Below are 23,225 nucleotides of genomic sequence, written 5' to 3'. Positions count from 1 at the left end.
CCGACCTCTCGCTTACTTTCGCATAACGGGTAGGCGATCTACCTGCGGTTTTACGAGCGGCGAATTCGGTGTGCTCAGCCACCCTCAATCCAACGTAGTAAACCGGCATGGTTTTAAAATGGCACTTAATTACTAACAGCATATAAAGTATTAAAATTGCTCACATTGAAATTATTACTTACCAATACCAAGCCAATTGCACAGAACGTTGGCCCGCAATCTGGTTTCAGCGCATCTCATCGCCTCGGTTTTTGGTTTGTAGCACAACTCCAATCGCTCACACACACTGTGAATGATGGCATCAAGCTGATCGTGATCATTGAGCATGTCATGGGTTACAAGAAATACGTCGTATCCCATGCTTTGCAATGCTGTCATTCGGGTGGCATCGTGGTCAAGCACAGCGCCCGATCCATGAATAACCTCACCTTGAAGTTCGATAATCACGGCCTTCATTGTTATTGGGTTTACGATGACGATATCGCCGTAACAGATTTTCTGACCTGCGATTATCCGAGCTGAATTTGACAGCGGTGTTAGGTCGTTGACGAATATGTTTTTAAACTCCGCTCCGCCGGCACGCCTCGGATGACTTAGCAACATGATTCCAGCAACTTCTAGCGGGGATGCAGCAATACCCATTACCTGCTGTGCGGCTTCGCAGAATTGCTTTCCCCACATCTCGCCCTTAACCTTCGCCGCAAATCTATGTAATTCTTCTATTTCAATAAGAGGCCTTCTCATCCAAAGCGATGTGCCCTTTCCGTTAGTTTTATTTCCGAATCCGTCATCCCGCTGTCCACTTTGATCATTCTCGCTGTCCTTCTGGTGCACCCGAGCATAGACTCGCTTCCATGGGGCCTCGTCTTGGGTTTCGTCTAGTTCAAACAGACTTTCTGTGGTGTACTGCTCTTCTTCTGATTTTGCCTGCTCAAGTGCCATGTCAACCGCGGGCGATGGTTTAAAAACCGAGAACCATCCGCAAAATTCGTACATAGCCAGAACCAGATCGCATGAAGAAACGCTTCGAGTCATGGTGAATAGCGTATTAAGAGGGTCTGTGACGCTAAAGCCCATGCCCGTGTCGATGGAAACCTTCTCCGTATAGGCGTTGTTCCATCGGATGGTCCGTCTTGTCTTGGAATGCAGGTTGCTTCGTGTTGATGCTGCTGTGATGACTGGCGTCTTGAGAACTTCGGTTACAAAAGGGGCTTGGGATAGAGCTCGCCAGCCATCTTCGGAGCTAGGTAAGCGCGGGTAGAGGTCGCGCACCTGCGGTGGGCAGCGCCAATAGTGGAATGCAGTGTTTGCGCAGACGATTTCGTCCATTTGCGCCTCCCCTGGTTTCGGCCGCGGGCCGTGCGGATTGCGGGCATGGCCGATTATCTACTGGGGCATCATGCGGGTAAGTACGGGAAGCTGACCAAACACTGACCAAAAGCTTGACGCAATTCGTTGAAAAGCCGCCATAGGCATGAACGAGCTGGTACAAGCTGTGAGCCTGCGGTCTCTGTCTCCACAATTGCACATAGATTACGCAGGGAATTCAATGAATGAACGCAGACGAATTTTTCAAAACGCGCAATGACGACACCTAAGGTGAACTGCGTAACATATAACGCCTTAGGTAACTTCGCTTCGATTTTAGTGTCAAAAAGAAAAAGGCCAGAGGCTTAACACCTCTGACCTGAGCTTTAGATGGTGGGCGATACAAGATTCGAACTTGTGACCCCATCCGTGTGAAGGATATGCTCTACCCCTGAGCCAATCGCCCGTCGCCTTTCGGCAAAAGAGATACTAACATAGCCGTGCGCGGTTTACCAAGAACTTTTTGCCCTCGATTATAAATTCGTGCGCGTAAGTCAAGCCAAAGCAGCCAAGTCACCCAACAAACCAGCAGGTAAAAAGCCCTTTATCGCTTTATCCACGAGGTCTCGGGCCGGCAAATAAGTCGCGCGGTGTTGTAGGCCATGTCGAGCGTAAGGCAGGTGCGCGCGGCATAGAAGCCATCCTCGTGCTGGATGGCTAGCGCCAGCTCGGGCTTGTTGACGGTCAGGTACAGCGGCAGCAGTAGCTAGATCCGGCCGCCGTAGAACTGCGCACCCGCTAGCACGGACTCGACGCGTCCGAGCTTGAGCGCAGCCCGGTCCACTGCGGCGTCGGTCGTATAACAGCGTCCGATCGTCATGAGCATGCTATGCAGGCTCATGACGGCCGCGGCCATGGTCCCGAGCGATCTAGAATCATCGAGCACCAACGACGCGACCGCCATCATGAGTTCTCCAAGAGCCTGAGTGCGTTGGGCATGTCCGCAATAGTTGACTGAATGGCTTCGTCGATCAAGGCGATGCTGTCCAGATCATCGGGTAAAGTACGGGGTGCTTTCGGCACGATAGGGTCGGTTGCGTCTGCTGTACAGTTGTCAAAAGTCATGCTTTCAGGATAATTGCTGCAACAACTATCAGGGCATGTCGTTGCATTTAACGTTTTCATCACGCCGTCCTTCTGCTGACTGAATACGAGCGTTTAACCCGGGCATTTCGACCATGCAACCTAAATTGATATTCTTGAGGCAATCAATCATCGCTGTCCAAGCGTCTAGATGTCAGGTCGAAAACCTTGACCTTGTCCCTTGCGCCTATTGCGATGATTTGAACTACTTCGACGTGCCCGTCGCGGATGCGATAAATTACGCGAATGCCATCAGTACGAAACTTAAGTTCCCTACAACCTGCAAGAAGACCCGAAAGCGGCTTGCCAATTTCATCGGCCCGAAGTGCAAGGCGCGCAATACCTTTGTCCGCCATAGCGCGAACCGAGCCATCGAGTGACAGATACTCTTTCTCGGCAGTCTTGTCGTAAAACTCAACCTTAAACCTAGCCACGCTCACTCGAACAGCTCCTCGTCGGAAATGGGATCGGTTGCCTCGGCTTCTAGCATGGCCTCGAACCTCTCACGTCCCACGGTATCGGAGAACGGAATGCCCTTGCGATTCGAATCAGTGTCGCCCTGCGCGAGCCTTGCAGCGGCTATAGCGTGCAGGCGCTCCTCTCGGAGCTGTTCGAGTTCGACCGCCATCGCTTCGAACTCGTCGAAGCCAACGATAACAGTATCGATGCCATCGTTCCTGTCTGAGACAAATTGCGGTTCTCTTCGAGCGCGACGTCTCGCTTCGCCAAAATTTTTGCTTGCCTGCGTCGAAGTCAGCACCTGTTCGCGTCCGAAAACGAGTTTCTTGTCTATCACGGCAACCATAGCAACCTCCTTTAAAATCTGTCTCTAATACGTATTATTGTTTAATTTAAATACGTACGTAAAGGAAAGTTAAACAGCAATATTCTTACTATTGATTGTTTCGGACGAACAGGGTTTCGAATCGTACTCCAGAGCAACCGGTTGCCTGACAGGGTCTTCGATGGCGTAGTTTAGGGTCTTTGCGAGCGCCAATGCCGAAGAGAGCGAGGCACGGCGTAGGTCGAGTCGGATCTGCTCGTAGAGCTGTATAGCGCGAAGTAAACCCCCGATTGGGTGGCGAGCTATTTTTGCGTTAGACCGGCTGGGCTTTCCCGTGGCTATTAACGCATCCCCATCGCGGATGGCCTTTAGGTTCTCAACGTTGAGTACAACGGGAGGATCAGATAGCAGGATGATATTCGCAAACTCATCGTCCCGCACATGTTGCTTCATAGATGCGCACCTCATCTTGCTTGATACTTTTGCGGAAGGGCAGGCGCATGTGCTCTGGTGGGTTGGTGACGATATCAACCTTTCGCCTAAGTTCCCTCTCGAGCTCATGGGAGAGTTCGTAAAGCGTGCCGAACGTCATGGTGTTGCCGCAGACTAGGCGCAAGTCAATATCGCTATTGGGCGTTTGCTCGCCTCGGGCAAACGAGCCAAATAAATAGGCTTCTCTGACGTCGTATTGAGCCAGCACGCGGGATACCGCGGATGATATGTAATCAAATGAAATCATGTCTCAATTGGGCGATTAACAGTAGAACGTCCGAGGGCCAGCGTCGAAACCGCCGGTCTGGCTTTTTGCCGTTCTGCAAGCTCGAAGATAAACGGAGCGTTTGATCTAACGAACTCGGTCAAAAAAATCCAGATCGTCGGCAGTAAATCCCTCGAAGTTGAACCACTTGACCGTAGGCAAGTAGCATTCAACGTGGTCAAAGCTAAAATCAACCGGACGCTCGACGGCTACACGAACGGCCCCGTCATCTCTTGTCTCTGAGTAGGCAAACTGAGTGCCGTCATTAAGCTGAACATAGCTCCATAACATGACTACCTCCTTAGTGTTTATATCCGAGTATTAAGAGCAGACTAGATGGTTTGGATGTTCTTTTTAGAAGGAGTTTGTCAAAAAGACATTTTTAGAATTCATGCAGACTCTCCGAAAAAGAAAATGCCTCCAACCCAAAGAGATTGAAGGCATCTTCTCAGTGGGCTTTCTTTTGATTCCGTTGGTCACGCCCTACGACCAATTTCTGATTTTAAGTATGTTCAGGTAATGAAGGAAATGAGTGAGATTTCGAAAATGAGTTTGGCAGAATTAGGCAGAGTCAAATAACGAATGCCTCGTGTTATTTCTTACCCTTTGTTCGGAAGCAGAAGCTTGGTATATATCTGGAAGACAGTAAGAAGAAATAGGTCTTCCATGGTCTCGATTCTCTCGCCATCGAAACCGCCGGGGCACCCGTAGTACCTATTGTTGGCCTCGTCACCAGAGCCGTAGGTTGCCGCGTAGAATGCAGCGGTCGACGCGAATCGGCAGGCCTCTATCTCGAGGCTCGATTCGAATTGATAGTCATTTTTTAGATAGGAAATGGGGGCGAAGGAAGCGCCCCTCGATTCGAAGGCCTCGGAAAGGACCTTACGGATAAGGTAATCGTACCCCGGGGTACAGCTATCAGGGGGCAGGAACGAAGAGTCCAGGCACTCGGGAAGAAGGTTAACCCGAGGTTCTGGCAGTCTCTCCCCCGCATACCTTTCGAGGCTGTGAAGCACGTATTTCCCATCATCATAAAGAACAGATTCATCTTTTGGGAAGCGGTCACGGAGGACGGCTTCGACTGCGGCGATGCAACGGACGAACAGGTCATCCTCTCCCCTGACCCGCAAGTCAAGACTGCAGTATTTAAGAATCAGATTCTGCACCTCCGGCACTAGGCAGCAGAATTCCCAATACATCTTACGTGAATAATGGAAAAGATCATTGTGCATGGCGGCAACGGCGCAAAGCGGAATCAGGCCTCTGTCGGCGTAATGCTTCGAGATGAACTCAATCGCTCGTGCCTTATTCCCTTCGGCGTGCCTACGCTCATCCCTCTCGTCCTGACGACGTTCGAATACTTCCATGCGCTTGCTCTGATATATTTGTATAAAGGCGATAACAATTGTCGCAGCTAAAGAAGATACCGAGCATATAAATTCAGGCATCGTGCTTCTCTCCAATAGAATTCTTACACAAAATCCAGTAATCACGCGATCCAATTATTGAGCATTTTTACGCATAGGGCGTTTGCTTTGATCGGAGCCATTTCATTTTGAGCTTGTGCGAGTCTAACGGAATATTGGTGAGCTTATGAGGCTGGTTAGATCAGGCCATCTTTCGTCGACGAATCGGCGTCATCTGACAATGCAAGAGGAGAACGTTGATACATATACACCATCGTTTAAGCTCACTGGATTAGTTCTTGATAAGATGCGAAGAATAGCAGCAAGGAGATGATTGTATGGTTCGGCGAATCTCTAAATCGGAAATTGCCGGCGTACTTGAGCAGTGGCGTGTCGGGTCATTAATCAAATTTGTGACGCAGAGAGTTTATGCGGAACAACTTATCCAGGGAATCCCCTACCTGCAGGCGATTGATGAATTTAGATCAAAAGAGGCGGGAGATGGAAGGTCTGATGCCTACGAGGGTCTCCTTACAAGTTTTATGTCTGTTGGTTCAAGTCGTGCAATTTACTGCATGACGGCACTTGAAGATTCGAATTATCAATTCTTCCTACAGAGTAAGGATGGGCGGCGCATTAGAGACGAATTTTCAAATAGAGGCGCTGCAGTTTTGATTAAGGATCCTGTCGAGTTTTTGCTTCGATTTCAGGAAGCGGAACCTGAAGGTATCAATTTTGGACTGGTTTCTTATGACGGAGACATATTTGAGCCCAAGGTGGCGTTATCCAACTTTAAGCAGGCAGCCAGTGAAGTTACTTTCCACAAGAATCGTGCATATGAATATCAACATGAGTTTCGAATCGTCACTGGCCACGACTGCGATATCGACTTTAAACAGGAGGACAGGGATGGTGTAACGCACAACGTGTTCAACGGTTACATTCCCTATCAGGGTTTGAGACTTGGCTCCCTTGATGACATTGCTGAATTGCTTACCTTTCAGTGAGCGTCTATCGACAACGTTAAAAGGCGCGAGTTGAATTATGTATAACTTATAAGGGCGGAGGATCCAGCATGAGCAAGAACAAAAGCGACCAGAACGCGCACGAAGAGCAAGTGTTCAATGATGTTCTTAATCTATCAATGGCCTCGGGTGGTTACAAGAAGAAAGCTGCCTTGAAGGTGAGTGGATCTATTAACGCAGGCAGCGAGTGCCCTGATATTGTTATTACCCGCGAAAATGGATCCATTGTTGGTTTGGAGCATTTTAGAATCGACCATAACATCAAACATGGTCGAAACGCTCAATCAAAATCTGCTGAGCTCACATCGGTAATGAAAGCTGACTATGAAAAGCTGGTGCCAAGGCTAAAAGCCGACGACGTATCGTCGGAGGAAATGGCGAGTTTAGTCGCAAACTATGTCTCAGTGGCCAAATATCATCAAAGCTGTGCATGTTGCGATGATTTGACGCGCTCCCTTGATGCTCGATTGTTTGGTGGAAAAACAGGTCATGCTCGCAAATTACCTAAATACCGCAATCACCTTACTGAACTTAGCGGTGATGGTGGACGCATTGAATTGGGCTATTTAATTGAAATTCATTCAGATTTTCAGGGATTATTCATTCACGATGGAACAAGAGTGGCCCGCCTCGACAGTGGACAATGCCCACTTTATGCGGAAATTTACGATCTCCTTTTCAAGGCATCTTGCGAGGTCGATTGGATCCTAATAGGTTTTTACCCATGCCTGACTGACCAGATTGCGAATGCCGCCATCATAGATTGTCGTAACAATATGTTTAAGGAGAGCTGCCGCAGGCAGCGTCTTAAAAGAACGGAATATTTAGGTCTAGGTAAAACGGAACCCTTTCTCAAACAAAGCAGAGTCGGAGAAACAGAAATTGAGCTTTGCGCAGATAAGGTAAATATCAAAATCGAAAACCCCGCTGAAGGGATTTCCCCTGAGCTCCTATTTTGCACTGCGATAAATGATGCTGCAAGAGCATTAAATCTTGATAGAAGCGGCGAAACGTATACAACAACTATTTCTGTTCAACTGATTTACGAACTCGTGCGGATGAGGAGTAAGAAGATACGAGGCATCGTAAGAATCTATGACGTTATGCGGCTGCTTGCAGAGATTGAGCCAGCTATGTTGAAAAGGGAAATTGACAGTTTTGGTGAACGGTATAACATTTCCGAAACACCAGACTTTTGCTTATAGACAATCCGTGATGTCACTAAGAAGCCAGCTCACACAGCCCACCAATGAGCCCGGTTTAATATTTGCCCGCTTTAGCACCGCCGAATATTGCGAGGCAACTCTGCTGGTCTTTCACTTGGGCACCAAGGTCGACATAGATCCCGGTGCCCTTTCGTTGCCCTCAGTCCAATCTGCGACAATATTGATTGATTGTCTCACTCATGTGGATCTGGGTCGCATGTCACGATTCAGCCCATGGTCGCGTCCATATGGCCTCTGCCTTCGATAATTGGGCGCCTATAAACAAACAAGCAAATAGCTATACCTTGTGGATGTCCCTTTCTTCCAAATGGTAGCTATTTCAGCAGCGATATGCGGCGGCCAAGAGCACTGTCCCCAGTAGGAAAAGCGCTACGGACGCGACGACCCAGTTGTTGTCGCCGGTCTTGGGGAGTGCCGCTGTTGTCACAGTGGCAGCCTTGGGCTTGGGGACTTTGACGACTGTGGTCTTGGTTACTGTCGTTGTTGTCTTGGTTGTTGTGGCCGCGGGTCTCATCGAGGGATTTGCCGTGGGCACTGTGGTGGGCTCTCCAGCGGCGGGGCTTGCATCGGCGGGGGGCTTGTCCGCGCTATCGCCAGTCACCTCGCCCCTGTCGGTCTCCCCCGCCGGAGGCGTGGCGACATCGGGCACAACCACCACATGCGGTGCCATCGCACCGGAGGCATCCAACACGCCGCTAGCACCAAAGGCCCCGTCGGCAGGCGTCACAAACCGTGCGGACACAAGCGACCCGCCCGTGCACGCAACACCGCCGTCGGCACCGGTCGCATCGAGCCGCGAGGCGTCGACGGAAAGCCGGCAGCCGGCCGCGCCAGCGCCAAGGCCCGCGTCCTGCAGATACACGCCGTAGGCGCGCACGCCCGCTCCGTACCCGGCGCCCGCGGCAACGACGCGCCCGCCGCCGCGCACGGCCATGTCGCCGGCGATCACGCCGGCGACCGCCTCGTCCGTGATATCGGCCCCGTCTGCCCGGGCATCGACGGTGCATCCGTCCACCACGAGCGCCTGCGAGACGTGGATCCCGCACTGCGAGCCCGTCGCCGTCAGGGTCCCGGCGTCGCGAAGCGTCAGGTTGCCCCACACCTCCATGCCGCACAGCGTGATGTCCGCATCGGGCGCATGCGACTCCGTCACGGAGTTCTGCCCGGCAAGCGTCAGCACCAGGTCGCCGTCGGCGCCGATGGCTTCGCCCGCGTAGCCGTTAAGCTCCAGGTGGTCGGCATCGGTCCAGGCCCAGCCGGGGCCCGACACGCCCGGCACACAGTACGTCGCGCCCGCAATGATGAGGCTCTCCGCGCCCGCGGCATAGGAAGGCCCGCCCAGCAAAACGCATAGGCAGGCCATGGCAACAATCGCAATGTAGTTACGGCTGGTGTAGGACTCGGCAGCAAACATACCCGCTCCGATCTTCGCAGAGCCAATAGAATGTGCACCAGAAAATGCCCTGGTAGCAGCAGCTACTAGTTTAGCGAGATCAAGGCACAAACAAAGAAAATGCCCCTGAGCAGCGCCAATAATTAGGTGTAAATCGTTTTGCCAATCGGTGAAAGGAGCGGATCACGTCAAACGATGTTCGTAAGTCATTGCGTATGCAACCAAGATCGTTGACTGCGTCCGCAAAACTCTGATTTGATTTGGATTATTCTATATATGCGCGGCTCCGTGAAGCACTATTATCAAAAGCTCATGGGCTTGGGACTACATTTTCCAGCCGCGTGAAAACGCTGTGTATGCAGCGCTAATTCGTTTTAGAGTCATGAGTGTGACAAGTAGAAAGTTAAGAAGAAAGAAGGCCGCGAGACAGAATAAGAATCTGGAAAATAGCTCATTGAAGTTTTTTGTCAATGGGGCAATACATAACAAGCCAACAACGAAGAGCCCATCCAAAACAGTCCACATAGATATATGAAAAGATTCATCAACCATTGTAAACTCGCGATCGAGTGGTTTTGGATCTTTTTGAGAGCTCATTTGCAAGCGCAATTGAAAGAGAAGTACCGCAACACCACACATAAGGCCAGAAATTATAGAGATGCAGCTAATGAGATTAGATATTAAATCTTCAAGGTTAATGCAGCCGTCAGGCCAATTAAAAAACAGAGCCACCGACAGCAAAGCAGGAACAATTAGCTGAACAAATATATCGCCGTGCGATATTTTATTAGTTTGATAATTGCGGAGTGTATCAATATATTTGATTAGAAGTTGCCAGAAATCAATTTTGCCCATATTATCGACCCTCCGGAGTAACCTAATAGACTATTTATCTCTATTGAAGACATCCTCTGCTCTGGCGAAACTATCAAGACAAACGGCGATAAACTGATCATCAGAAAGTGGCGGCTGTCCTGATTTATTTAATACTTCAGTTATGGGAACTGCGAATTCCTTATCAAGCATAAACGTCTTAGGTTTTCCGTCACGTTGCTTTAGCGTGGCAAAAACTTCTTCTCGACCAGAATAGTTGCTCGTAACGCCAAAATACTCCGCAACCGCTTTCTTGTCTTTTATCATATCAATTGTCGCTAGAGGGATGCGAAGGCCTCTTTTATGTTTTGCAATGAATGACATAGTTCCCACGTTTGCCACGGTACCGTCTTCAATGTTTTTGGAGGGGCGATAACGGCGAAGTTCGAATTGTTCCACTCCCGTAAATGCGTCTAGTGCAGATCTTTCTTGCACTCGTTCTGATTTTAAGGATATTCCCGTTGTATGACTGGCAATATAATTCTTTAGTGCTGTGACGGGCACTGAGGCGCCTCCGCCATTCGGAACGGATTCAATCCCAATCAGCGCGTAGCCTAATCCGGGAGTACATTTTATGAGTAGTCTAGAAGGGACCATTCCGGCCATTTCCTCTGTGTAGGAAATGCCACTATCGGCCATTGTTCTTGTGTCAACGACATCAACACGAAGTCCCGCACGACCAGATTTTAGATTGACCAAAACATTGTCATTTATTTGCCTATAAGAATCGAACTGAATGAACCGTTCACCTTCATTTACTTGAAACGGCGCGTTATTGTCATTAACAAAACTAAAAATGTAGTCTAGTAAAGGTTTATTGCCGTAATTCGAGACATCAAGTCTTTCCTCTTTGTGTCTATAGGTATTTGCCCAAAGCCTATAGACAACAAGTGAGTGCATCGCGAACAATCCGGGCATTAAAGTATCTCCTTAGCAATCATATTAATGATGATGCAATTGTATTCCTGCTGGTGGATTGATGAGCTAACAGTTTAGACAGCAGGTGATGATTCGGTGAGCGGAGGTGTCCCCGAACGCCATGCTCTTCTCAGTTGAGTCCTAGGTCCTTTCGACATCACCTATATTGCGAATCGGCACCGTCGTCCACCCGGCCGGATATTGCGGTTCGGCACCGCCATTAAACGCCTCCCCGCGCATCCCCGTTACGCTCGGGCTGCCATGCAGTCCAGAGAACGAGGAGGTTCCACGTGGCGAGAAGGATCAGGGCCAGGGGGGTCCTGAGGCTGAGGTCAGTGAACGGGCTGTCGTAGAACGCGATCGCCCGTTCACCGATCCTTTTAGCCAGAATGCTTGTTCCGCTGTATGTTTCTACGTTCCTTATTGAATAGAACTCTTGTGCGTCGAACATGCCGATCTTGATGATGTGGCACAGACTTTTGCTCTACGGGCGGCATTCACATACATGCTGCGTATGCGAATGCCGCTTTTGGTCGCAGCAAAGGCAGGGCAAGCTATAGTAGGCCGTGCTCTTCAGCTTTTTCTTTAATCTTCATGATCACTTTCGCCTTTTCGGAATCATCCTCGCAGCTCTGATCGATGTAATAGTGCGGATAAGATGCGATATCCACAGCCAACCACGATCCCCAGGACTTTGCAGCGGAAACAATTCGTGGTAAATCACACGAAAAGAGTCGAGGTAGGATAGACCGGTCTTTCGTAGGATATTTTTGCAGTAGCTTTTTTAGAACCTTCCTGCGAGAATTCCACTTGGGTCCGTCTAAATACTCATAAACAGTCTTTGCTGGTCCAATAAAGTTTCTCTCGGTCAGCTCAACGAGGCTATGCACAGAAGTGGGAAGTAAATTGCGCAACTTTTTTGGGTGTGGGCGCTGGTGTGGCGTCACTTTGGTTTGCGCGGTGACTGCATATGAAAAAAGCCTCAGGTTCCCCAGAGGCCTTGCATTCACGATGGTGGAGACGAGGGGGATCGAACCCCTGACCTCTTGACTGCCAGTCAAGCGCTCTCCCAGCTGAGCTACGCCCCCGTGACGAGGAGATACTATAGGGGAAGATTCTTAGTTGTGCAAGAAGTTTTTTGTAATTGCTTCTCGCACTTACGGGTTTTCATACTCGCCGACCGTCCCGATAAAACCCTGATGCAGCAAATACGCTATTGCAGTGCCGGTATGGACTTCGATCTCTGCAGTTGATCGGACTATGTTGCTAATGCCCGTGTCGGCTAACAAGCCCAGGGGGCTGTGATCCAGCTCCCACTCTAGACCGTGTTCACTCACCTCGGTGTTGGGGGCTATGGCAATGATGGAGAACGTCTTGCCCTCGGCACCCTCGATGGTCCACGACTCGCCTGCATGAAGGATGCGGGCGACTACCTTGTCCTCGGCGATCCAGATGGGAGCGTCCTCATAGCCTGCGAGCAACCCCAGTACGGAAAGCGCCATATCCGGACGGCCGCCGGTGGCGCAAGTCGCAACCACTTCGGCACCCGGCCAGCGACGGCAAACCGAATCGAGCGCCAACGCCAGATCGGTATAGTCCTTGTAGGGGTCGTGGCGCTCAACTTCAAACTCCGTGGCGGCATCAACCAGCGCGCGACCCGCATCGCTCACCGTATCAACGTCACCAACATATACGTCGCAACCTAGTCCCGCGCCCAGCAGCGCGTCGAGCCCGCGGTCCACGGCGACAACGTGGTCGCACTCCCCCGCTAGCCTACGCAACAGATCCGCGCTCGCCACCACGGGCGAGCCACAGACTACCAATACCTTGCAAGCCATGGCCCTCGCCTAGCCCTCAAACGAAAGCACGCGGGCCAGGTCCAGGTCCTCATAGCTATCGATAAAGATCTCGCAGTTGTCGCGAACCTCGTCGCGCTCCATGCGGCCTTCCGGGTCATAAATACCCACGCGCTTAAAGCCTGCGGTGCCAGAGCTCTTTAGGCCAAAGACGGCGTCCTCAAACACCCAAACGCGCTCAAACTTGCACCCGTGACGCTCCTCTAGGCGGCGCAGCGCCAGCTCGTATACGTCGGGGAACTGCTTGGAGCGCCCCGCCTCGCCCGTGGTAGTAATAAACTCCATGTAGGCATCGAGACCGGCGCCCGCAAGCGCAGACATAACCAGCTCGGCTGGCGTGGACGTAGCAACGCACATGGCAATACCGACCTCCTGCGCCTTCTCCAAAAATGCAAGCAGACCTTCGCGCGGCGGCACCTTGGAGTAGCCGTCGATCAAAATCTCGCCCAGCTCGCGATACAGCTCCTCGCCATTCGCGCCAATGCCCCACGTGTCGTGGTAGGCCTGGCACTCGTCCTCCAACGACAGGTGCTCAAATTGAGCAAAGTCATCCACGGTCACGTCAATCCCGTGGCGGCGCAATAACTCGGGCTGGGCATAGGCCCAAACGGGGGTGCTATTAACCAGTGTTCCGTCGCAATCGAAAATAAAAGCAACATTGGGAGCGGCGGTCTGGGACATAAACGTACCTTTCGATGTCAAATGGTAAACAACCTGCTAAAAACGTTTTACCAAACGTCAGCCTAACAGTTTTGAAACCCTAATTGGTAAAACTGTCAAGAGTTTTACCATCGCAATTCTGCCAGTGGTATAAACATGGCGCTCGCCGATTAAACGCCGCCGCAAATCCACTTTTCTCCATAAAAGTAACGAACAGGTGTTATCGTATTTCGTGCCGAAAGTTCCACCGAGCACGCGAGGTGGAACGAATCATAGAACTATCGCCGTCCCTTCGATTCGTGCAGCCTTGGACCTTTCGCATCTAGTCACCAAGGCAACACGCTGCCGCGTCATGATGGGATCAAACGTGAGCGATACAAAGCTAAAGCCAGCAACCAAAAAGCCCGCTACCCGTAAGGCCGCCCCGCATGCACCGGAGCTTTCCAAGGACGATGTCTATCTGTTTGGAATTGGCATGTGGGAGCGCAGTTGGGAAAAGATGGGCGCGCACCCCGACACGCAGAACCGTACGCGTGGCTGGCGCTTTTGCGTTTGGGCGCCCGACGTAAAGAGCGTCCATGTCATTGGCGAATTTAACGACTGGGATGAGCAAGCCAACCCGCTGGTGCCCGTGCATACGAGCGCTATTTGGGAAGGCTTTATTCCTGGCGCCGAGCAGGGTCAGCTCTATAAGTACCTTATCGAGACCAACGAGGGCGAAAAGCTCTACAAGGCCGATCCGTACGCCTTTAAGGCCGAGTGCCCTCCGGGAACGGCCAGCGTGCTGTGGACCCTCGATGGCTACCAGTGGAACGACGCGGCTTGGCTCAAGCGCCGCGCCAGCCATAACCACATGTCGCAGCCCCTTAACATCTACGAGGTACATATTGGCTCGTGGAAGCGCCACGGCGACGCGCCGCAGGGCGAGCCCGACGAGTACGGCAACTACCCCGGCCCCATGGATCCCTTCCCCGCACAGCGCGGCGAGTTCTACACCTACGACGACCTGTCGGTTGAGCTCGTGGACTACGTGCGCGACATGGGCTATACGCATATCGAGGTCATGCCGCTTATGGAGCATCCCTTCGATGGCTCCTGGGGCTACCAGACGACCGGCTACTATGCCGCCACGTCGCGCTACGGCAACCCGCAGCAGCTCATGCACTTTATCGATGCATGCCACGAGGCGGGTATTGGCGTGATCATGGACTGGGTGCCCGGCGGTTTTTGCGCCGACTCCCACGGCCTTGCCACCTTTAACGGCCACATGCTGTTTGAGCACGAGATTCACCCCAACTGGGGCACGCACAAGTTTGACTTCGCCCGCGGCGAGGTCCGCTCCTTCCTGGTCTCCAACGTGCTGTACTGGCTCGAGAACTTCCACGTGGACGGCATTCGCATGGACGGCGTGTCCAGCATGCTGTACCTCAACTTTGGCATTGACGATCCCGGCCAAAAGAAGTTCAACAAGTACGGTACCGAGGAGGACCTGGACGCCAGCGCGTTTATCCGCCAGGTCAACTGCGCCGTGGAGGCACACTACCCCGACGTGATGATGATGGCCGAGGAGTCCACCGCGTGGCCGCTCGTGACCTATCCGCCGCAGGACGGCGGCCTGGGCTTCCACTACAAGTGGGACATGGGCTGGATGAATGACACCCTGCACTACATGCAGACCGATTTTCCGTGGCGCCCCGGCAACCACGGACTGCTCACGTTCTCCATCATGTACGCCTTTACCGAGAACTTTATCTGCCCGCTGAGCCACGACGAGGTCGTGCATGGCAAGTGCTCGCTGATCGGCCGCATGCCGGGCGACTGGTGGCGCCAGTTTGCCGGCCTGCGCACGCTTGCCTTCTACCAGATGACGCACCCCGGTGCCAAGCTCAACTTTATGGGCAACGAGATCGGCCAGTTTATCGAGTGGCGCTACTACGAGTCCATCCAGTGGTTCCTGACCGAGGAGTACGAGACTCACCGTCATCATCAGGCGTTTATCAAGGCACTCAACCACTTGTACACCGCCGAGCCCGCCCTGTACGAGCGCGGCTACACCGACGACGGCTTTACCTGGATCGATGCGGACAACTCCAAGCAGTCCATGGTGAGCTTTGTGCGCCAGGGCGAGGATATCGACGACGACCTGGTGATTCTGATCAACTTTGACCCGGCGAGCTACGAGAGCTTCCGCGTGGGCGTGCCGCGCGAGGGTGACTGGGAGGTCATCTTTGACTCCGACCGTCCCGAGTTTGGCGGCAGCGGATACGCCGGTGAGGAGCCCTACACCTGCTCGAGCGAGCCCTATCCCTGGAACGGGCAGATGGACTCCATTGAGATTAAGGTTCCCGGCCTGGCAGGCGTGGTGCTTAAGCGCCGCGGTCCCAGCAGCTATAAGCCGCCGGTGGTTGAGGAGCCCAAGGCTGCGCCCAAGAAGCGCACGTCCTCGGTAAAGCCTAAGCCTGCGGCCGCCAAGAAGGCTCCGGCTAAGGCGAAGGCAAAGGCTGACGCAAAGCCCGCTGCTAAAGCTACCGCGGCCAAGAAGCCGGCTGCCAAAAAGGCCGCTACCAAGGCCAAGTCTGCTTCTGTTAAGCCGTCTGCCAAGGATGCGTAACAAAGCCGTTACAGCTGTAATCACCCGCCCCGCCGGGGCGTAGGATATGAGTCATAACCGTTCCGGGAGAAACATCCCCGGGGGAAAGGAACGTATGAATAAGATCTTCGACAACAAGCAGGAGTTTACCGAGCTCTATCGCGATGCCGTTATGAGCATCAGCGGCAAGAGCGTCGAGGCCGCCAGCGACCTCGACCGCTTTAACGCCCTGGCAAAGCTCGTGGCCGAGAAGGCGCGCACCGTTGCCACCAAGAGTGACGCCCGCGTCACCGCCGAGGGCAAGAAGCGCGTGTACTACTTCTCGATCGAGTTTTTGATCGGTCGCCTGCTCGACAACTACCTGCTCAACTTTGGCGTGCGCGACATGGTCGCCGAGGCGCTCGACGACATGGGCTTTGACCTGTCCGTCATCGAGAACCAGGAGCCCGATCCGGCTCTGGGCAACGGTGGCCTGGGCCGTCTGGCCGCATGCTTCCTGGATTCCATGGCAGCCGAGGGCATTGCCGGCTACGGCAACGGTATGCGCTACCGCTACGGTCTGTTTAAGCAGGAGATTGTCAACGGCAGCCAGGTCGAGACCACCGACGAGTGGCTCACCCACGGCTATCCCTGGGAGGTCCGTCGTCAGGACAAGGCCGTGACCATCAAGTTTGGTGGCCATGTTGAGGGCTTTGAGGAGGACGGCCGCACGTTCTACCGCACGGTGGACACGCAGGACATCCTGGCCGTCCCCTATGACATCCCCGTCGTGGGCTATGCCGGCGAGACCGTCAACAAGCTGCGCGTCTGGGCCGCCGAGCCGGTCGTGGAGCACTTTGACCTGGAGGCCTTCAACCGCGGCGACTACGCCCTGGCCGATGCCGAGCGCGCCGAGGCCGAGGCCATCAGCGCCATCCTCTACCCCAACGACGCCGGCGAGCACGGCCGTCTGCTGCGCCTGAAGCAGGAGTACCTGTTTGTCTCAGCCGGCATCTACAGCCTGCTCGACACCTTTGAGAAGGAGCACGGCGAGAACTGGGAGCTGCTGCCGCAGTTTGTGGCCATCCACACCAACGATACCCACCCCGCCATGTGCGGCCCCGAGCTCATGCGCATCCTGATCGACGAGAAGAAGCTCGAGTGGGATGACGCCTGGAACATCGTGACGCAGGTCGTGAGCTACACCAACCACACCATCCTGCCCGAGGCTCTGGAGAAGTGGCCCATCGGCACGTTCTCCAAGCTCCTCCCCCGCGTGTACCAGATCATCGACGAGATCAGCCGTCGCTGGCACGAGTCGTTCGACACCACGCAGGAGGGCTGGCAGGAGCGTCTGCGCCAGACCGCCATTCTGTGGGACGGCGAGATTCGCATGGCCAACCTGTCCGTGATCTGCAGCCATAGCGTCAACGGCGTGGCCAAGATCCACTCCGACATCATCAAGAACATCGTGCTCAAGGACTTCTATGCCCTGACGCCCGAGAAGTTCAATAACAAGACCAACGGCATCTCGCACCGTCGCTTCTTTGCCGAGGCCAACCCCACCTATGCCAAGCTCGTGACCGAGGCCATTGGTGACGGCTGGCTTAAGGACGCCTTTGAGCTGGAGAAACTCAAGGAGTTTAAGGACGACACCGAGTTCCTGAAGGCCGTGGGTGCCTCCAAGCGCGCCAACAAGGAGCGTCTGGCCGCCTACGTTAAGGCCGAGACCGGTCTGGTTATCGACCCCAACACCGTCTTCGACGTTCAGGTGAAGCGCTTCCACGCTTACAAGCGCCAGCTCATGAACATCATGAAGGTGATGGATATCTACAACCGTCGCATCGCCGATCCTAACTTCCACGTGACGCCGACGACCTTCATCTTTAGCGGCAAGGCCGCCTCGAGCTACACCTTTGCCAAGGAGACCATCCGCCTCATTAACTCCGTGGCTGACGTCATCAACAACGATGCCCGTGTGAACGAGGTCATGAAGGTCTGCTTTATCCCCAACTTCCGCGTGAGCATCGCCCAGCTCATCTACCCCGCCGCCGAGATCTCGGAGCAGATCTCCACGGCCGGCAAGGAGGCCTCGGGCACATCCAACATGAAGCTCATGATGAACGGCGCCATTACGCTGGGCACCCTCGACGGCGCCAACATCGAGATCGCCGATCTGGCCGGCCGCGAGAACGAGGCCATCTTTGGCCTGACCGCCCCCGAGGTCGAGCAGCTCTGGGCATCCAACAGCTACTTTGCGTGGGATACCCTCAACGGCGACCGCGAGCGCCTGGGCCGCGTGATGGACGAGCTCAAGGACAACACGTTTGCGGGTCTTTCGGGCAACTTCGAGAGCATCTACAACGAGCTCATGAACAACAACGACCCCGACCTGGTCATGGCTGACTTCCGTAGCTACGTGGATGCATGGGAGAACCTCACGGGCAGCTACGGCGACCAGGAGACCTGGAACCGCAAGGCCCTGCTCAACACCGCCTCGAGTGGCTGGTTCTCGTCCGACCGCACCATTCGCGAGTATCGCGACGAGATCTGGCACGCATAAAGCGCGCGAGCTCCCTTTGCCGCACGGCATTACTCGACGGGCGTGACAGTGCGCCGCGCCCGTCGCTAATGGGTTAGGAACATCGATGACAGAAGGAGAAATCGATGAGTAAGAAAGAATGCATCGCGATGCTCCTCGCAGGAGGACAGGGCAGCCGATTGGGGGCACTCACCCAAAAGATCGCCAAGCCGGCGGTTAGCTTTGGTGGCAAGTTCCGCATTATCGACTTTTCGCTGTCCAACTGCTCCAACTCGGGCATCGACACGGTGGGCGTTCTGACGCAGTACCGTCCCTACCTGCTGCATGCCTACGTGGGCTCCGGCGAGGCGTGGGATCTGGACAGCCGCGACGGCGGCGTGTCGATCCTGCCGCCGTACGAGACGCAGACCGGCGGCGCCTGGTATGCGGGCACGGCCGACGCCATTACGCAGAACCTCGACTACATCAAGGCCAACGACCCCAAGTACGTCCTGATTCTTTCGGGCGATCACCTGTATCGCATGGACTACCGCAAGATGCTCAAGACGCACATTGAGAACAACGCCGACCTCACGGTGAGCGTTATGCCCGTGCCGTGGGAGGAGGCCAGCCGCTTTGGCATCCTGACCACCGACCCCGAAGACGGCCGCATCACCAAGTTCACCGAGAAGCCCGAGAAGCCCGATTCGAACCTCGCGTCCATGGGCATCTACATCTTCTCGGCCGACGTGCTGATCGAGGCACTCGAGGAGGATGCTCTGGACCAGCGCTCGAGCCACGACTTTGGCAAGGACATCATCCCCAAGCTGCTCGGCGAGAACAAGCGCCTGTACAGCTACGAGTTCCACGGATTTTGGAAGGACGTCGGCACCATCGCCAGCTTCCACGAGACCTCGATGGACCTGTTGGGCAACAACCCCGAGTTCGATCTGTTTGACAAGAACTTCCCCATCATGTCCAACATCACCACGCGTCCGCCGCACTACATTGGCCCGGACGGCCGTCTAGACGACTGCTTGGTCTCCAACGGCTGCAAGATCTACGGCACCGCTCGCCACTCGATCCTTTCGACCGATGTCATCATCGAAGAACGCGCCGTGGTCGAGGACTCCGTGCTGCTGCCGGGTGCGCACGTTAAGAGCGGCGCGCACATCTGCCGCGCTATTTTGGGCGAGAACTCCACGGTCGAAGAGGGCGTGAAGCTCGGCTCTGTCGATACCACCAAGGATACGGCCGTCGTTGGAAATGACGTCGTTATCGGGAAGGGGGAATGATCCGATGATCAATCGCAAGGCCATCGGTTACATCACCGCTAACTACTCTTCGTCCTACGGCAGTGTCCTGCTCAAGGACCGCCCCATCGCGTCCGTTCCGTTTTTGGGCCGCTACCGCCTGATCGACTTTCCGCTGTCCAACATGATGAATGCCGGCATCAAGACCGTTGGAGTCGTCATGCCGGGTAACTACCGCTCGCTGATCGACCACGTGGGCTCGGGCAAGGACTGGGGCCTGGACCGCAAGAAGGGCGGCCTGTTCATGGTGCCCGGCAACGCGTATGGCACCACCAAGGGCGGCATGCGCTTCCTGCTGCGCGACATCATCTCCAACAAGACGCTGTTCCAGCGCTCGGACAAGCCCTATGTTGTGATGATGGGCACCAACATCATCTTTAACATGGACCTCAACACCATCATCGAGGCGCACGAGAACTCCGGTGCCCAGATGACCGTTGTGTACTGCAAGGCCACGCGCAACGTCGAAGACGAGACCAAGCTCGAGATTAACGAGAACGGCCGCCTGACGGGCGTGAGCGCCGGCGTCGTGTACGGCGACAACGCCTCCATGGACTGCTGCATCGTCAACCGCGAGACGCTACTCGAGATCATCGACCACTACCAGGCCGCCGACTATCTGGATCTGCTCGAGGCACTCCAGGGCGACTTTGGCAACATCGACGTGTGCAGCTACGAGTACAAGGGCGAGGTCGTGGGCGTGTTTAGCGAGAAGTCGCTGTATCGCCGCAGCATGGACCTGCTCGACCAGACCGTGGCCGACCAGCTCTTCGATCCCGAGCGCCCGATCCTGACCAAGGCCCACGACGTGCCGCCTTCGCGCTATGCGACCGGCAGTCACGCGTGCAACTCGATCATCTCGGCCGGCTGCATCATCAAGGGCACCGTGCGCAATTCGATCCTGTCGCGCGGCGTCGTGGTCGAGGAGGGCGCATCGGTGACCAACTCGATTATCAACCAGAGCTGCATCATCAAGAGCGGCGCACGCGTTGAGAACGCCATCCTGGACAAGAACAACGTTGTCCCCACCAACACCGAGCTTCGCGGCACGCCCGAGAACATCCTGGTGCTGGGCAAGGCTCCGTTAACTTCCGACACCACCATCGTACGTTAACGTTGGCACCGCAACATCGCTCGTAACATGTAGAATAGCCGCCCGGTTAGCGCCAGGCGGCTATTCTCGAATTGCAACATGGGAGACAATATGGCAGATTCCAGCAAAAAGATGCAGATCGTGTTTGCCTCGGCCGAGTGCGCACCGTTTGTTAAGACCGGTGGCCTGGGCGACGTGGCGGGCTCGCTGCCTGCGGCGCTCGTGCGCGCCGGCGCCGAGGTCATCGTGATGGTGCCCAAGTACGCCACCATCAAGGATGAGTACAAGGCGCAGATGGAGCACTTCTCCGACTTTTACGTGAGCCTGGGCTGGCGCAACGAGTACTGCGGACTCGAGAAGCTCGAGCACGACGGCGTCACCTATATGTTCATCGACAACGAGCGCTACTTTGCGCGCGACTATCCGTACGGCTTCTTTGATGACGGCGAGCGCTTTGCGTTCTTCTCCAAGGCCATCACCGAGAGTCTGCAGCACCTGCCGGCCGGTTTTGAGTGCGACATCCTGCACTGCAACGACTGGCAAACGGCGCTGGCGCCCGTGTTCTTGCGCGAGTTTTACCAGGGCCTGCCGCTGTATGACCGCGTCAAGACCGTGTTCTCGATCCACAACGTGGCGTTCCAGGGCCAGTTTAGCGACACCGTGATGGAGGACATCCTGGGTGTGGCGCACATTCCGGCGGCCGCCTCGCAGCTGCGTTGCGACGCCTGCAGCATCAACTACATGCTGGGCGCGCTGCGCTATGCCGATGCCATCACTACGGTGAGCCCCACCTATGCCAACGAGATCCAGACGCCCGAGTTTGGCGAGGGCCTGGACGGCGTTCTGCGCGAGCGTTCGTACGCGCTGCAGGGCATCCTCAACGGCATTGACGTGGCGGGCTTTGACCCGGCGACCGACAAGCGCATTGCCGCCAACTACACGGTTGAAGACCGCTCCGGCAAGGCCGTGTGCAAGGCCAAGCTGCAGGAAGAGCTGGGGCTCGAGGTTCGCGACGACCGCCCGCTCATGGTGATGGTCACGCGCCTGACGCGCCAAAAGGGCATGGACCTGGTCATGTACGCGCTCGACCGCATTCTGGCCGGCGGCGTGCAGGTGGCGGTGCTGGGCACCGGCGACCGCGACTACGAGGACGGCCTGCGCTACTTCCAGGACAAGTACCCCGGCACCATGGCCGCGCGCATCGAGTTCGATCCCGCGCTGTCGCAGCGCATGTACGCCGCAGCCGACATGTTCCTGATGCCGTCGAAGTTCGAGCCCTGCGGTCTGTCGCAGATCATCGCCATGCGCTACGGCACCCTGCCTATCGTGCGCGAGACCGGCGGTCTGAAGGACACCGTAATCCCGTATAACGAGTTTACCGGCGAAGGCACGGGCTTCTCGTTTACTAACTTTAACGGCGACGAGATGGGTGACGCCGTGTTCCGCGCGGCACGCCTGTTCTGGGATAACCGCGATGCCTGGAACCAGCTGGTCACGCAGGCCATGAGCCAGGACTTTAGCTGGACGCGCTCGGCCGACAAGTATCTGGACCTGTACTTCTTTATGCACCCGGAGATCGAGAGGCCGGCGGCTGTTGTCGACGAGCCTGAGGCTGTTGCTGAGCCGGTAGCCGCTGAGGAGCCCAAGACCGAAGAGAAGCCGGTTGAGGCTGCGCCCGTTAAGGCCGAGCCTGAGGTGAAGGTCGAGGTTACTCCCGAGCCCGAGCCCGAGGTGAAGACTGCTGCGAAGCCTGCGGCAAAGAAGACCGCGACTCGTAAGACGACGGCTATGAAGACCACGACCACGAAGGCCGCTGCGAGCAAGGCTGCGACTGCGAGCAAGGCTGCGACTGCGAGCAAGGCCACCGCTGCCAAGGCAACGACCACGCGCAAGCGCACCACCGCAGCTGCCAAGAAGGCCGCCGAGGCCGAGGTCGTTCCCGAGGTAAAGGCCGAGATCGCTGAGGCCAAGCCGGCCGCCAAGGCTACTGCGACCAAGGCCGCTCCGAAGGCTGCCACAAAGCCCGCCGTCAAGGTTAAGGAGGCAGCCGCCGAGCCTAAGGCCAAGGCAGCTGTCGAGGCCAAGCCGACCGCCAAGACCACCACGCGCAAGCGCGCAACGACGACGGCCAAGAAGTCCACGACCAAGGCCGCAGCTGCCAAGGCAGAGGCTAAGCCCGCCGCCGTCAAAGAGGAGCCCAAGCCCGAGGCAAAGCCCAAGCCGGCACCGAAGACCGCTCCGAAGGCTACGGCAAAGGCCGAGCCTAAGGTCGAACCCGCCAAGGAGCCCCCGGTCTCCCCCGCCGCCGCGACCGAGAAAAAAGCGCCGTCCAAGAAGACGTCCGTCCGCAAGGCAACGGCCACCCGCAAGCGCCGCTAGC

General features: G+C 55.2%; 21 protein-coding genes and 2 tRNA genes. 7 read left to right on the top strand and 16 right to left on the bottom strand.

Annotated features, from left to right (window positions below):
* Window positions 1-174: 174 nt before the first annotated feature.
* The 9 genes from DW112_RS05785 to DW112_RS05740 form a co-directional block, all read right to left on the bottom strand.
* A complete protein-coding gene (locus DW112_RS05785) occupies window positions 175-1,329 on the bottom strand; it encodes a hypothetical protein (RefSeq protein WP_117636995.1) in 1,155 nt (384 codons plus the stop codon).
* A gap of 370 nt (window positions 1,330-1,699) precedes the next feature.
* A tRNA-Val gene (locus tag DW112_RS05780) sits at window positions 1,700-1,774 on the bottom strand.
* Window positions 1,775-1,912: 138 nt separating this feature from the next.
* Window positions 1,913-2,062, bottom strand: coding sequence for a DUF3825 domain-containing protein (locus DW112_RS10185; protein WP_369831351.1), 150 nt, complete (start codon window positions 2,060-2,062; stop codon window positions 1,913-1,915).
* A gap of 12 nt (window positions 2,063-2,074) precedes the next feature.
* Window positions 2,075-2,272 (bottom strand): hypothetical protein, encoded by a 198-nt coding sequence (locus DW112_RS10005; RefSeq protein WP_199585329.1) that lies wholly within the window; start codon window positions 2,270-2,272, stop codon window positions 2,075-2,077.
* Between the two features lie 304 nt (window positions 2,273-2,576).
* Complete coding sequence (locus tag DW112_RS05765) at window positions 2,577-2,885, bottom strand: type II toxin-antitoxin system RelE/ParE family toxin (RefSeq protein ID WP_147327731.1); 309 nt, start codon at window positions 2,883-2,885, stop codon at window positions 2,577-2,579.
* Between the two features lie 2 nt (window positions 2,886-2,887).
* Window positions 2,888-3,256 (bottom strand): hypothetical protein, encoded by a 369-nt coding sequence (locus DW112_RS05760; protein WP_117636992.1) that lies wholly within the window; start codon window positions 3,254-3,256, stop codon window positions 2,888-2,890.
* 69 nt (window positions 3,257-3,325) lie between these two features.
* On the bottom strand, window positions 3,326-3,688 hold the full coding sequence (locus tag DW112_RS05755; RefSeq protein ID WP_118328538.1) for a hypothetical protein: 363 nt from the start codon (window positions 3,686-3,688) through the stop codon (window positions 3,326-3,328).
* A complete protein-coding gene (locus tag DW112_RS10180; protein ID WP_118328537.1) occupies window positions 3,663-3,974 on the bottom strand; it encodes a nucleotidyltransferase family protein in 312 nt (103 codons plus the stop codon). Before DW112_RS10180 ends, DW112_RS05755 begins: the two co-directional genes overlap by 26 nt.
* Window positions 3,975-4,591: 617 nt before the next feature.
* Window positions 4,592-5,359, bottom strand: a complete 768-nt coding sequence (locus DW112_RS05740; RefSeq protein WP_199584261.1) for a hypothetical protein — start codon at window positions 5,357-5,359, stop codon at window positions 4,592-4,594.
* 377 nt (window positions 5,360-5,736) lie between these two features.
* Here DW112_RS05740 and DW112_RS05735 point away from each other — a divergent pair, with 377 nt between their 5' ends.
* Window positions 5,737-6,405 (top strand): hypothetical protein, encoded by a 669-nt coding sequence (locus DW112_RS05735; RefSeq protein WP_117636987.1) that lies wholly within the window; start codon window positions 5,737-5,739, stop codon window positions 6,403-6,405.
* A gap of 68 nt (window positions 6,406-6,473) precedes the next feature.
* On the top strand, window positions 6,474-7,628 hold the full coding sequence (locus DW112_RS05730) for a hypothetical protein (protein WP_117636986.1): 1,155 nt from the start codon (window positions 6,474-6,476) through the stop codon (window positions 7,626-7,628).
* A gap of 340 nt (window positions 7,629-7,968) precedes the next feature.
* On the opposite strand, the gene DW112_RS05725 is transcribed toward DW112_RS05730, so the two are convergent.
* From DW112_RS05725 to DW112_RS05695, 7 genes are all read right to left on the bottom strand, one after another.
* Window positions 7,969-9,063, bottom strand: coding sequence for a hypothetical protein (locus tag DW112_RS05725; RefSeq protein WP_118328536.1), 1,095 nt, complete (start codon window positions 9,061-9,063; stop codon window positions 7,969-7,971).
* 303 nt (window positions 9,064-9,366) lie between these two features.
* Window positions 9,367-9,897 (bottom strand): hypothetical protein, encoded by a 531-nt coding sequence (locus DW112_RS05720; RefSeq protein WP_118065458.1) that lies wholly within the window; start codon window positions 9,895-9,897, stop codon window positions 9,367-9,369.
* Window positions 9,898-9,927: 30 nt separating this feature from the next.
* Entirely contained in the window at window positions 9,928-10,833 is a 906-nt protein-coding gene (locus DW112_RS05715; RefSeq protein WP_118328535.1) for a hypothetical protein, read from the bottom strand.
* Window positions 10,834-11,053: 220 nt separating this feature from the next.
* A complete protein-coding gene (locus DW112_RS05710) occupies window positions 11,054-11,284 on the bottom strand; it encodes a hypothetical protein (RefSeq protein WP_118328534.1) in 231 nt (76 codons plus the stop codon).
* A 561-nt stretch (window positions 11,285-11,845) separates the two neighbouring features.
* Window positions 11,846-11,921: transfer RNA gene (locus tag DW112_RS05705), tRNA-Ala, on the bottom strand.
* A 69-nt stretch (window positions 11,922-11,990) separates the two neighbouring features.
* On the bottom strand, window positions 11,991-12,671 hold the full coding sequence (locus DW112_RS05700) for a thiamine diphosphokinase (RefSeq protein WP_118328533.1): 681 nt from the start codon (window positions 12,669-12,671) through the stop codon (window positions 11,991-11,993).
* Between the two features lie 9 nt (window positions 12,672-12,680).
* Window positions 12,681-13,370 carry an HAD family phosphatase gene (locus DW112_RS05695; RefSeq protein WP_118328532.1) on the bottom strand — a complete coding sequence of 230 codons (690 nt, stop codon included), beginning with the start codon at window positions 13,368-13,370 and terminating at the stop codon, window positions 12,681-12,683.
* A gap of 331 nt (window positions 13,371-13,701) precedes the next feature.
* On the opposite strand from DW112_RS05695, the gene glgB reads away from it, so the two are divergent.
* The 5 genes from glgB to glgA all read left to right on the top strand — a co-directional run bounded on the left by glgB (window position 13,702) and on the right by glgA (window position 23,224).
* Window positions 13,702-15,960: a 1,4-alpha-glucan branching protein GlgB gene (gene glgB, locus DW112_RS05690; protein WP_118328531.1), complete on the top strand. Its 2,259-nt coding sequence runs from the start codon at window positions 13,702-13,704 to the stop codon at window positions 15,958-15,960.
* 94 nt (window positions 15,961-16,054) lie between these two features.
* The gene (locus DW112_RS05685) at window positions 16,055-18,481 is read left to right on the top strand and encodes a glycogen/starch/alpha-glucan phosphorylase (RefSeq protein WP_118328530.1); all 2,427 of its coding nucleotides are present in this window, start codon (window positions 16,055-16,057) and stop codon (window positions 18,479-18,481) included.
* A gap of 104 nt (window positions 18,482-18,585) precedes the next feature.
* On the top strand, window positions 18,586-19,734 hold the full coding sequence (locus DW112_RS05680) for a glucose-1-phosphate adenylyltransferase (RefSeq protein WP_035138263.1): 1,149 nt from the start codon (window positions 18,586-18,588) through the stop codon (window positions 19,732-19,734).
* 4 nt (window positions 19,735-19,738) lie between these two features.
* Window positions 19,739-20,866, top strand: coding sequence for a glucose-1-phosphate adenylyltransferase subunit GlgD (gene glgD, locus DW112_RS05675; protein WP_118328529.1), 1,128 nt, complete (start codon window positions 19,739-19,741; stop codon window positions 20,864-20,866).
* A 90-nt stretch (window positions 20,867-20,956) separates the two neighbouring features.
* Window positions 20,957-23,224, top strand: a complete 2,268-nt coding sequence (glgA, locus tag DW112_RS05670) for a glycogen synthase GlgA (protein WP_118328528.1) — start codon at window positions 20,957-20,959, stop codon at window positions 23,222-23,224.
* The last annotated feature ends 1 nt before the right edge of the window (window position 23,225 follow it).

It is taken from the genome of Collinsella sp. AM09-41 (assembly GCF_003473245.1).
Classification (GTDB): domain Bacteria; phylum Actinomycetota; class Coriobacteriia; order Coriobacteriales; family Coriobacteriaceae; genus Collinsella.
This window is presented reverse-complemented; position numbering and strand designations above follow the sequence as displayed.